Annotated in this window: 9 protein-coding genes and 6 tRNA genes; 3 read left to right on the top strand and 12 right to left on the bottom strand. The window is 47.6% G+C overall.

Annotation, left to right across the window (positions count from 1 at the left end):
• Position 1: 1 nt before the first annotated feature.
• The 10 genes from K7P76_RS00140 to K7P76_RS00095 all read right to left on the bottom strand — a co-directional run bounded on the left by K7P76_RS00140 (position 2) and on the right by K7P76_RS00095 (position 6,174).
• Positions 2-1,267 carry a class I SAM-dependent methyltransferase gene (locus K7P76_RS00140; protein ID WP_232182042.1) on the bottom strand — a complete coding sequence of 422 codons (1,266 nt, stop codon included), beginning with the start codon at positions 1,265-1,267 and terminating at the stop codon, positions 2-4.
• A 28-nt stretch (positions 1,268-1,295) separates the two neighbouring features.
• Positions 1,296-2,795, bottom strand: coding sequence for a limonene hydroxylase (locus tag K7P76_RS00135; RefSeq protein ID WP_232182041.1), 1,500 nt, complete (start codon positions 2,793-2,795; stop codon positions 1,296-1,298).
• Positions 2,796-2,915: 120 nt separating this feature from the next.
• Positions 2,916-3,698 (bottom strand): nucleotidyltransferase domain-containing protein, encoded by a 783-nt coding sequence (locus K7P76_RS00130; protein ID WP_232182040.1) that lies wholly within the window; start codon positions 3,696-3,698, stop codon positions 2,916-2,918.
• 65 nt (positions 3,699-3,763) lie between these two features.
• Entirely contained in the window at positions 3,764-5,269 is a 1,506-nt protein-coding gene (locus tag K7P76_RS00125) for a TROVE domain-containing protein (RefSeq protein WP_232182039.1), read from the bottom strand.
• Positions 5,270-5,620: 351 nt separating this feature from the next.
• Positions 5,621-5,694 (bottom strand) — tRNA-Trp (locus K7P76_RS00120).
• Between the two features lies 1 nt (position 5,695).
• A tRNA-Asn gene (locus K7P76_RS00115) sits at positions 5,696-5,771 on the bottom strand.
• A gap of 4 nt (positions 5,772-5,775) precedes the next feature.
• Positions 5,776-5,853, bottom strand: a tRNA-Glu gene (locus K7P76_RS00110).
• 6 nt (positions 5,854-5,859) lie between these two features.
• Positions 5,860-5,937, bottom strand: a tRNA-Pro gene (locus tag K7P76_RS00105).
• Positions 5,938-6,020: 83 nt separating this feature from the next.
• A tRNA-Gln gene (locus K7P76_RS00100) sits at positions 6,021-6,094 on the bottom strand.
• Between the two features lie 5 nt (positions 6,095-6,099).
• A tRNA-His gene (locus K7P76_RS00095) sits at positions 6,100-6,174 on the bottom strand.
• Between the two features lie 831 nt (positions 6,175-7,005).
• Between K7P76_RS00095 and K7P76_RS00090 the strand changes: the two genes are divergently transcribed.
• From K7P76_RS00090 to K7P76_RS00080, 3 genes are all read left to right on the top strand, one after another.
• Positions 7,006-8,331, top strand: a complete 1,326-nt coding sequence (locus K7P76_RS00090) for a helix-turn-helix transcriptional regulator (protein ID WP_232182038.1) — start codon at positions 7,006-7,008, stop codon at positions 8,329-8,331.
• Complete coding sequence (locus K7P76_RS00085) at positions 8,306-9,127, top strand: WYL domain-containing protein (RefSeq protein WP_232182037.1); 822 nt, start codon at positions 8,306-8,308, stop codon at positions 9,125-9,127. The genes K7P76_RS00090 and K7P76_RS00085 overlap by 26 nt, the downstream gene beginning before the upstream one ends.
• Positions 9,128-9,203: 76 nt before the next feature.
• Positions 9,204-9,524 carry a helix-turn-helix domain-containing protein gene (locus K7P76_RS00080; protein ID WP_232182036.1) on the top strand — a complete coding sequence of 107 codons (321 nt, stop codon included), beginning with the start codon at positions 9,204-9,206 and terminating at the stop codon, positions 9,522-9,524.
• Between the two features lie 170 nt (positions 9,525-9,694).
• Here the strand turns inward: K7P76_RS00080 and K7P76_RS00075 are convergent, their stop codons facing one another.
• Together K7P76_RS00075 and K7P76_RS00070 are read right to left on the bottom strand one after the other, a co-directional pair.
• The gene (locus K7P76_RS00075) at positions 9,695-10,147 is read right to left on the bottom strand and encodes a hypothetical protein (RefSeq protein WP_232182035.1); all 453 of its coding nucleotides are present in this window, start codon (positions 10,145-10,147) and stop codon (positions 9,695-9,697) included.
• 14 nt (positions 10,148-10,161) lie between these two features.
• Positions 10,162-11,820 carry an SWIM zinc finger family protein gene (locus K7P76_RS00070; protein ID WP_232182034.1) on the bottom strand — a complete coding sequence of 553 codons (1,659 nt, stop codon included), beginning with the start codon at positions 11,818-11,820 and terminating at the stop codon, positions 10,162-10,164.
• Positions 11,821-11,833 lie beyond the last annotated feature (13 nt).

The raw sequence follows: 11,833 nt of genomic DNA, 5'->3' as shown, positions 1-11,833 counted from the left end.
TCTAATCCCCCTTCCTGCGGACAATGACACCCTGAGTGGTCTGAATACCGTTAACACCATCACCAATCGCAACTAACTCAAATTCCACATCCAACCCTTGAACCACTAGAGTGAACCACTGCATGAAATCCTCTTGGCCCATTTCCCACTTGTGATCCTCATGCCTGAACCCGTCCAGTTCATAGTAACGGTTAAAATCGGCGTTAGGCGTCGTAATGATCAATCTGTCGAAATCCACCTGGCTGCAAACCTGGCGAATAAGCGCTTCGGCTTCTCCCTGGCTCATATGCTCTATGACTTCCGTCAAAATAACATCGACTTGTTCACCATTATAGGACTCCAGAAAATGATCGATGGAACGGTGCGTCGCGATGTTATCGACCTGCTTCGATGCAGCCTTGCGCGTGACGACTTCAAGTAAATCCTCATTAATATCGACCGCATAATAGGTGCTCTCGATTTTACCGGCGAACGGAATCGCGTAGAATCCCTCTCCGCAGCCGATATCGAGAATAGCCTTGTTAAACGGCAGAGCGTTTGCGATAAAATTCCTCCGCTGCATCGCGGTCCCGCCATACTCGAACGAGATATAATAACGGCTGGTTTGTTCGATTTCCACCCTATATTTCTTGAACCGCTCCCTAGAGGACAGAAAGTTCCTCACGAACAGGCTGCGGATATAGAACGGCGCATCAATGACGATAAAGCTTCGAAGATACTTGTCCAGTATGGAATCCGAGATGTCGATATACTCGTTGCCGAACATAGACAGGAATAAGCACAATACACTGGCAACATGAAGCAGGTGATATAAACTTCTGCGCGTAGTAATCGTCAGGGAGTAGCTTTTATGAGCTTGATGCTGGATGGTGAACGTATAGTCCTTCAGATGCTTTTCGAAAAAGTCGATGTAACGCACCAGTTCGATATGAATCAGATTGATGAAGAAAGTATGCTCATACCCCTCCACATCCCGCTCATCATGCGCCTTAAAAGGCGTGGAGAAAAACTCGTTGATCGCATTCAGCGGAAATAACGGCGTGTTATAACGGGATACGTTCAAATATTCAAAGTTCTCATCCGCATGCTGTTTGTAGGATATTTCGTTATCCGCATCCTTGAAATACACGTTAAAGGTAGCGTCATCGGCATACCACCCATAAGCCATTCCTTGGCGAACGCTCCTTAGCAACATCCCTATTCCCGGATTCTTCTTGATAAGGAAAGAAAACTTCGGATTCGTAGATTTTACTTTTACAATAGCCAATTCTATCTTCCCCTATCTATTAAACTGCCTAAATCCCGTTCTCTTGCATTAGCTTCTCTATTCTTTCTTTTACAGAAGAATCCGGTTCCACTTCAGCCAATTTCTTTACCTTCGAGATCAGGGAATCACCCCAGGACGCTATGGGCCATGCTTCTAAAGCTTTTAAAGCCATATTTCGATTCCGCACAACTGGACTTTGCAGTGCCGTCTCGATCAATTTCCTGCCAACACCCACATGCCGATCCAAATCTTGCACCAAGGAATCCAATGCACTATGAGGCTCAAATCCTGGCCCAAGTCCCATCTCTTCACTAGGACCGGATGCAATATCCGATAAAGGCAATGCTTCCTCCGCATGAGCAACCAATTTCTTTACCCGCTCGCTATTCTCCGTTCGCATCAGTTCAAAGTACAATGAACCGTTCTCTGGAGTTTGTTGCAACTGCTTAAACAACTCAGGCCATATATCTAAACCGAGCGCTTTAGCAGCCCGAATAGCGGAATATTGGGACCTGTTGCTGCCGGAGTGTATGTCTTCCCATACTTTTGCCGCCCAACCTTCATCAGAAATGATCCCTTGGCAAAGCAGCCTGTAACGATTTCGAGATTCCTCTGTCCAACCCTTGGAGTACCGCGCACTCCAACAATCTTCGTCTTGGTCAAGAAAATCCAAAATGTCGATAATCACGGTAAGCTGAGGAACCGTCGTACACATTGTTCGTGCAAGCCTCAGGTATTCCCCCACAACTAACGATGCATGCTCGTAGTCATCCATATCTTCGGCTGGACCTCCGGTGATTAAGGCAGAGATAATGTCACTCGCTCCCACATATAGTTCGAGATCCACCTGCCTGTTTTTCAGCGCGATATGAAGTTCTCCTTTTTGTGCGCAAGTGAATGCCAAATATTCATACATCACGCTGTTTTGACAGCCTTTTCGCAATAGCCAATCTTTAATCTCCTGTGTATCAGGCTCGAGTCGCTCTACCAGCTGAATTTTTCCCCAACCGTTCACGGACTTGGCAAGTTCAAATAGAGCCTCATTTGCCGATTCCAAACTGTTTTGGATGGCTACTGCTGAATAAAGCGTAAACTCGTCGTGTTTCCCTAGAGTTAGCACGAGATCTCTGTGATTTTCGGTTTCGAACTGGCCGAGCAGCGCAATTCCAAACTTCACCACATTACGGTGAGCCCCTGTTTCCGCTAACCAAAATACTTCGTTGTACAGATTCTGCACATTAATCCCAGGGTGCTTGCGCAGGGCTTCCAGCAACGGGTCAATGACGCTTATGACATCCTTCTGCATCAGTTTCAGGTAAGTAGCTCGCCTTGTTTTGTTACTTGGCTTTCTGCTTTGCTTGGCGAGTAATTGAACCATCTCTTTAACATTCGCTTCTTCATTCCCGCCACCCGAGTGATGGCCGAAAGCACCGTCTATTCCTCCAGCTACCCAACGAAACTGATGCCCTGCCCAAAACTCCTCATCATCAGTAAGCTTATCGTCCGTGAGCCCGACAAGCCCGTTCAATTGCGATTTTATTGTATCTTATATGGAAGGCTTACCCACCCAAGGGTATAGTGTTCCGTTCTTAAAAAAATGTAGCATGTTCTATTCACCCCGACTTTTACTTTTTGACACACGTAAATCTTAACCCCACACTTCCTGTAAGGCAGAGCGGAATAGGTCATCGAGACTTTCATCAAGCCTAGCTTCCCCTGCTTTCATTGACCCAACTGACTGCGCATAATAACGTAATCGCTCTTCAAGGTAATCATTGATTGGGTTCAACCTCGGCTCATAGTCCAATTCCTCTCCCGATTTCTTACGGAGGAGCAGCTTTTGCACTTCCAGCGAGAGATCGCCACCTTTCGGTATGAGCCGATCTACCAACACATTGAACTCCATCGGCGGCATCTCGCCGTATTTTTCGATCCATTCACAAGCAAGAACGGGTCGCAGTACATAGAAGTATTTCTTGATTCTCACCCGTTCTCCCTGCAAGTAAGTCCGGTAGTTGACTCGGGCCATGTTCAGGTAGTGATATAAACACGACTTCGGCGAAAAAGTGAGCGGAGAAACCGTGCGGATTTGCTCCATTACACTGTATTTCTCGGTATAAAGAATTGGAGATTGCAGCCATTCGAGCAGCGGCGGGTTGGACTTCCGGAAAAGATTAAGCGCCTTTCTCAGATCCCAGCCGCTAATATCGAGCTTGTCGCTGATTGGCCGTTCGATCACATCCCGCTTATCGAAGATGGACAAGTACCAATCGGTTTGCCGTATATAGATGAATCGGACATCATAATCGCTGTCCTGAGACGGAAAGCCCCAAGCCCTGCTTCCCGACTCGCAGGCATACAGGATGCGGATTCGTTCCTCTTGCTCCAGCCTATTTAATTCTTGCTTAATTACCTCATGAATCGTAGACATTCCATCTCCCCCAATCAAACCGACTGGCCATGAATGAGCTTGCATCCATGGCCAGTCGGCTTCACTTAATCTGCCGTATCTAGCACAATCGCTTCGATTTGTTGAACCATTGATCCATACCCCTTCGCCGTCTGAGCAATGTAGCTGAGCACCGTATCGCTCCATCCGTAGATGTAGAACGTATTGCGGTCTTGCGGAGGCACCATAGCATTTCGGTAAGGGGCAATGTCGATAATGAACGCCTTTACACTCGGGTTGATTTTCGACCTATATTTCAGCAACGCTTCGTAGAACGGGCTGCCGCTGTTCTGCTGCTCATCCGTGATGATGACGATCTGGTCGACCTTGCGACGCTCCGCAAGCAGCTTCCGGATTGGCGCGCCGGTATCCGTACCTCCACGTGCCTGAATCCGATCGGCCTGCGTCAGAATGCTATCACGCCGGGACGGTCTGGCATCCTCCACCTCGGTATCGAACAGCCAGAACAAGGAATTCCCTTGTGTCTTCTTGTACAAGGCCAGCGCGAACACTGAACCAATCTGCAAATACTCGCCGTTCATTGAGCCCGATATGTCGAGGAAAATCGCTGTTTTGTCCTCCATGTCCGGCAGATTGGAGAACGTATACTCAACCGCATCCCGAAGCGCATCGCGCAGTACCGGATGATTGACCTGCCGGAACGCCTTGGCGAATCGGAATGGAAGAATCTTCGCCTTCTGCAAAGCGCGTTGATCGGTCAAGCGACTAACCGCTGCTTCGAGATTGTATCGATCTTCGAATACACCAGCACGCTCAAGCGCATTCAAATGACGCAATAATGCGAATGTCGGCATTTGATGGAGCAACGCTTTCCAAACCGCTTTTGTAGGTTTGATTGCACCGGTGACTACCTCGTGAGGCAACTTGCCTGTATCAATCCAATGCATCTTCTCCGCTTCGGTAGTCGCACGCTTCAGTTGCTCTAACGCGTCCACTTGGGGGAGCAACGACAGGTTGGCATCTTGACCACGCAAGTAATGGAATAATGCTTGCTGCTTGAGGTCTGTAGGTTTGGGGTGAGCTGTAGCAATCGCATCTCCCAAGCTGTAACCCCGTCCCCTCCCGTTGTACTTGATCGCCCAGTATTCCGACACGCCGGATAAGAACCGGTTGACTTGCCGCTTGACTGCACGGCCGCCTTCCCCACGTCTCAACCCTTGCAAGATCGTCAGAAAATCGGACAAATCGGACGGAATCCGCACAACCTTCATGAAAATCTTCGCGAACAAGTCAGGTCGGTAAGCGGACAACACAACCAATCCGAACAACGGCTGCAAGCGCATATACCCTTCGTTTCGAGCATAGACGATCGCTTTGGCCATGAATTGTGGATTGCTTTGCGCCATCGCGTGATGTAACTCCCCAGCTTCCGACAGAAGCTCGTGCTGATCCGCATAGAAGGTATTGCCGAATGTATTGGTCACCAAAGTCTGCACATATTGCTCTTCCGCAGAGCGGACATAGGCTGGATAGCCGTCCTTGTTCAGAGTAGTCGGCCTGAAGGCCGTGAATAATTTTTTTGCAAAGCTCATAATTATTGCCTCCTAATAATGGTGCCGGCGAGGAAAAGGCGGGGAAGGTAAACTGCAGGACTCGAACCTGCCATAATGCCCATGGGATTTCTGTGCGCTTTAGTGGCGAAGGAACCCTCCCCGGCGCCTCGCCGGTTGTTATGTAATTGTGAAAGAGCGAGGAAATGTGTTGAGAAGGCACGCGGCACACCAGCAAGCCGGTAATTACCGCCCCTATACTTTTGGAAGAAGTAGCCCTCTCTAGCGCCTCGCTCCTGTCATTCTTTGCTCTTATCTTCGCTCATTTGGAATTTCGCGAACATGGCGGAAGTATGACGATGAAGAGATATTTTTCCATTTTCCTTAAAGAATTGGCAGGGGCAGCAGGAATTGAACCTACACCGACGGTTTTGGAGACCGATGTTCTACCGTTGAACTATACCCCCATGGCAGGGTAGGCAGGGCTCGAACCTGCAACATCCTGATTAACAGTCAGGTACTCTACCAATTGAGCTACAACCCTATATTGGAGGCGTGGACGGGGGTCGAACCCGCAAATCCGGACGTGAAAGGCCCGTGTGTTCATCCATTTTCACCACCACGCCAAATGATGGTCGGAACGGCAGGATTCGAACCTGCGCCCTCTTGCTTCCAAGGCAAGCGCTCTAACCAAGTTGAGCTACATCCCGATGGCGGATAGGAGCGGGTCTCTCCCGCTTGATCTGTTAACCGCCGAAACAGCAGCCTATCTGATTACGCCTATCCATAATATTGGATGCCCGAGCAGGAATCGAACCTGCGATCGATGATTCAAAGTCATCTGCCTTACCACTTAGCTATCAGGCAATAGTTGGGGAGACCAACCAGACTCGAACTGGTACTAACGGAGTCACAATCCGCCGCGTTCGCCTTTTCGCCATGGTCTCCATCATCAAACAAAATAAAAAGCTACCTGTTCACCGATTCTGCCTCTGCCCTTAGGCAGTAAACAGAGTGTCCGGATTTCAGGTAGCTCTCGATACACGAGTAGAGGGTGAAATTCACCCGGTCAACGTTGGAAAGTGCCGCTTATAAAGCTGCGTCCCACTTCGTTGTATCGTGGATCGACTACCTAAGGGGTTATGAGGCATTAGGAAACCAAAGAGATGAATCATGGTCTCTCGATTAAACCAATGTTTGATTGGCTGGTCGTGCCATTGTTTATTGCTTCTCATTGTAATCACCATACCTTCTCAATTTTTTCATATCGTATGTACTTTGATGGGGATAAAGAAAGACTACCCCCTGCCCGTTCGATCTTTTCCCTTGGCTAATTAGCCATAGAAAAAGACCACTCGGCTTCAAGTAGTCTTTACAAGAACGCTTATGTAGAACCACCGGCAAAGAGTTAGGCTGTTGAACACAACCGATTAGCCAATAGGTAAATGCGTCTGTAAAGAACTTGAATATGATATTTGGTGTAGGCGAAATGAGGCTCCTGCCTCTGATTACCGTTATGATGCTCACTATTTACTAGCTTCATATTACTCTCGAACGATTGGAAGAGCTGAATCATTTCCTTACACCCCCATGCTACAATGATGACTGTGAATCTTCACCTTGCGGCTCCGATTTCACTTCTTGATCTTCGCTTATTTTTATAGTCGCGAACAGGGCGAAAGTATGGCGACGGATAAAAATGTTTCCATTTCCCATAACATCCAACATTGTTACAATAGGCGTAATGACATGATCGGACAAGAGTTGGAGGAACGCAAGTGGCCAGAGAAAGCTTCGATAAAGAAATTCAATTCCTCCGTATGCTTGCACTCGCGGGTGGTGCTTACAGCCGACAGCAGTTCGCAGAACGCCTCGGGATATCCGTTCATACCTTTGATAAAACGCTGCGATATCTCAAAGAGATCATGAGTACCGTTTATCAGCGCCTCCCGCGGGATCAAGGAAAAGAACTATCAGAGGGTCTTCGTTACAATTACTATGAATCCGCCGATCCGCTGCTTCTCTTTCTTTTTCGTGCCAAGTCGCTCAAAGAGTCGGAAAGCATTCGATTATCCTTAATATTGACTACTCTACAACTTCAGTCCTTGACCGCCATGGAAGTGATGGATGCATGTAGTGGCAGTATGCCTGACGACTTTTCGCTCCCTGACGAAAAAACGATTCGCGGTGATCTCAAATACTTGGAAGAGATCGGTGTTATCGTTAGGTCCGAGAGCGGTCGTCCTTATCGTTATAAGGCTGCGAATGACTTGGTTACCCAATTATCCGATGAAGAGCTCATTGATCTATTTGACTTCGTTGATATCATGGCCAATACGCAGGTTCCATCCGTTCAAGGCTATCTGCTTCGTGATAATCTTAAGAAGGCGCTCCGACAGCGTAGCATGGATGCGACCGTGACAGAGCCGTTTCTCTATAAGTACCATTATCATTCTCGCATTCTCGATGAAGCGCATTTATATACTATTTTTCAAGCCATCCGGCAAAGAAGGAAGTTGCGTTTTCTTTACTTATCGCCAAAGCGGACTAAAAGTTACTCCTCCAAAAATACGAATCCGCTCTTCGAACGTGAGACAGAAGGCGTTGCAGAGATGCTCCTTCCCCTTCGGGTCGTATACGATCACCAATATGGACGGTGGTACCTGATCGGCCATAACTCCCGACAAGGGATTATGAAGTTCCGAATGGAGGGACTGACACAAATCGAGGAAGGCGATACCGTTCCAGAGGAGGAGTTTTCACATAAACTCGCTAACTTAGAGGAACAACTGAGGCACAGTTGGGTGACCGATACCGGCCGCTCCGTGAGGGTTGTGGCCCGTTTTTATAATCCCGACAGGTCTGGGGCCAACTTCGTCAAGGAGCGAGTACTGTCTCAGGGACAGTGGGGAACGATTACAGAGGAGACGGACTCTACGTTTCTCTATGAGATTACAGTTAACGGAATATTCGAGATCAAGCCATGGCTGCGCAGCTTCGGTTCTAGCTGTGAAGTAATTGAGCCAGCTTCACTTCGCCGGGAATTCATCGCCGAATGGAAGGAGATACAAACTTACTATGAACCTCTTCGAGAAGATCTTTAATTACCAAGTTATCTCCCGCTTAGATGAAGCGGGTTCCTTAGCCCTAACCTCTCAGGAGCGGGGCTGGCTAAAGACCTTATTGGAACATCCGGCCTCATCCGATGCCTTTACAGCGGGGACATTAGCAAAGCTCCAACTGCTGCTGAAGGCAGAAGCGAATACAGAAATCAGTGATGTCATTATTGAGAAAGTCAAAAGCCATGAGCGGCAGGTCTATCATCCGCTTCTACGTACGCTGCGCCGGATTATGATACGAAGTGGCGGCATACGTCTCAATTACCGAATCAAGCATGGCGGCGTAAAATCCGATCAGACCGGATTCCCTTACAAATTGGAGTACTCCATGATCAAACGGGAGTGGTATTTGATTTGGTATAACACCCACCATCATATGTTGATGTCAACAAAGCTTCTGAACATCGTCTCCGTCGAAGAAGTGTCACTTCCATCCGACCGTGTCGAGATGCTGAAAGCTAAGCTTGCCGATCTACTGGACAGCCGTCAAGAGCAAGCAGCCATTGAAGTAGTTCGGACATATAACCCGGAACTTTCTCGGATTCTATATGCATTTTCCTGCTTCGAGAAAACAGTGAGCTACGAAGAGAGTTCGGACACTTATCGGATTCAGGTTACATTCCTTGGAGACGAAAGCGAATTTCTGCTGTCCAAAATACGGTTTCTGGGGAAGCGGGTAAGGATCGTGGAAAGCGAGAACCTCAAGCGCCGTATGCAAGAATCGGCTTCTAAGGCGCTAGCCCGTTATGGGGTTGAGGAGCCGAATTTGAAGCGGCTGTAGCGGCCACCGAAGCTCTTTTACCGGATTTCTTTAAGAATCCCGAGAAATACATTAACCTACAAGGAGTTGAAGAACCATGACTGAACGTAAACTCGGTCAAGACTTCGCAGATTTGAAAGCTGAAGTTCGCAAACTTCCGGGCATGGGGGATTACCTGGATAGCTATTCCGTTGTCATTGGAAATTTGGTCTTCGCTCGTCGAATGCAGATGGGATATACGCAAACCAAGCTTGCAGAACTTTCCGGCACAAATCAAGCGCATATATCAAGAATCGAAGCCGGAGACGAGTCGATCACGGCTAAAGTCCTCAATAATGTGTTCCGGGTGCTGAAGTTGGCTTCTCTAAAACCTCTCTACGATGAAGAAGCAGCCTCAAAGGAATTCACTTCCCGGTAAGAAAATAACGAAAATCGTGAACATTGGAAAGACCGGCAGCAACCGGTCTTTTTCTTTTCGCGCTAGCCAAGGTATGGCGCGCGGCCTTGCCCAATATAATTAGATTCAGCAAGATACTTGCCGATATGGCATGCGTCTTCGTATATATCAATCCAACATTTTTTCTATGATCATTCCCAAGGATAAATCTCTTCCTCCTTCGAATCTTCAGGAGGCAAAGTTCGAAACAGACTATAATCGTTATTCATTCGTTCATTCTCTTCCCAGGTAATCCCGTAAGGAAATCCCCAGTCCGTGTACCCAGCAATGTAGAAGTAGGTTTCATCTTGCCAGGGAACATCTATTTTAATGGATCCTGTTTTCTTATTTCTCTTCTTCTCCGATCTGGCAATCCTCAGTGCTTTCTCCTTTGCTTTTCTGCTTCTAGCTCGTGCGCCTTTTCGACCGTTTATTATCTCTTCTTTTGTCAGTGGAACTTGCAGCAGAAGCAGCTCCTGAATCGCGCATTCCGACGATATTCCATAGCGCTTGCGATAGCTGCTAATCCATTTATTCCCCTTGTATTCACTAATCCAACGTTTGGCGACTTCAAGGCGTTGATCCCGCTTCAAATTCTTATTCAAAAGCTGCCTCCCCTTCACACCGAATTCAACTCATCCATAAGAGCAGGCCGATTAGAATAACGAAGCCGAGCGCTCGCTATGATCTCTCTAGCCGTTTCCTTCCCGCCGGCTTTCATGAGCACGCGAATGATTTGGCAACTATTCTGGTATGCCTTCCGATTGGAGGCTGCTGCTAGGGATTCTTCAATCTGCTTCCGAAATATCTCGTATACCTCATTCGGATACTGACCGGTAAGATGACTATAGAACTGCACCACAGTTTCGGGGTTCTGGCTTACATATTGGAGTAACCTCAGAGTCTCTTTCTCCTCAATGAGCACCTTCGTGTAAGTCGAGGATGAGCCCCACCTTTTCCCCTTCTCTAACTCTGCCAAGACTCGCGCATAGACGGCCGTCCACTCCTTAGAAGAATATAATTCCTTCAATTGAAGGTAATAGGGATATTCTCCGCTAGAAGCAAACTCTTCGGTCAGTTGACGTTGAGGCTCTATCGCATTCGTTAATTTGTATACCTCCAACCGTTTCTTTTTCCACTGTATGACCAGCCCTGGCAATCTCCTATCAGCGTCCTGCTGCTCTCCTTCTAGGGCAAGTCTCAGCGCTTCCTCATAGTTCTTCTGCGAGATCGCTGCAGTAATCGCTAGCTGACGGATATCCTCAAGTCCTCTATTCACTTCTATGAACTGGGCCGCTTGCTCCTTGCTGTCGTACCTTTGAATCAATTGATATTTAAGCACCGCAGCCTTCTTGGCCAAATAAGTATCAGCACCCGTCCCCAGCCTATTAACGCATTCCTCCCACTCTTGCCTCTCCTGTGCATCGGTCACTAGTTGTAAAGAATTTTCCAGCAATGATAACTTCCACTCATCCCATTCCCCCATACCTGGGTGTTTCGCCGCATGAAGCAGCATATGAAACAACGAATTTCTATCACTCGGTGTTAGGGATTGTCCTGAATTAGAAAAGTCGTTAACCCACCCAAGACACTCATTAATAAGGTCCCCTACGTAACCAGAAGAATCATCACTCGATTGGATCAATTCGACCATTTCATGCAACACACAGATGGTTATTCTTGCAGCAAGTAAAATGTCTCCATTCTCCTCAGCTTTCGAAGCCTTCTCTAGCACCAACTGAGCGCCTTGTATGGCTTTGGATACATTTCGATAAGGAACAAATCCTCCCCGCTCCGCATTCTGCTTAATATAGGACTGAATGATTTTCACGTATGATTTAAGATCATCTTCTTCGTTCCCTCCATTAGAGGCGATAAAGTAGAGATCCAATCTCTGCTTCACTTCCCTAATGTCATAGGCATACTCCAGCAGCAGCTTCACTAATTGGTCTTTACTTAGTGCGGACACTTGATCGGAGAGCTTCGCTTTGGGCTTCGATTCTCTAGGCGCAGCAACCATAGCTCTTATCTCAAGAAGTACGGCTACCTCATGCTTACACATCACGTCCATATCAAAGGGACAGTCGCAGCTACTATGAATATGCCCTCCCGCATCCAACCTAACGTTAACCTCATAAATGTCGCTGCCTTCCACTTCCGCATGGTAGACTCCTTCATCTACTTCCTCTAGTTCAATGATATTTCCATCCTCGCGATATTGTTGCCCTCTCCTCAGTATGACGGGTGAAATATGATTTTCTATTTCAGTTAGCTTCATAGTGTATTTACTC

The sequence above is a fragment of the Cohnella silvisoli genome, from assembly GCF_021190915.1.
GTDB lineage: Bacteria > Bacillota > Bacilli > Paenibacillales > Paenibacillaceae > Cohnella > Cohnella silvisoli.
Note: the sequence above shows the minus strand (reverse complement) of the source record. Positions and strands in the feature narration are given on the sequence as shown.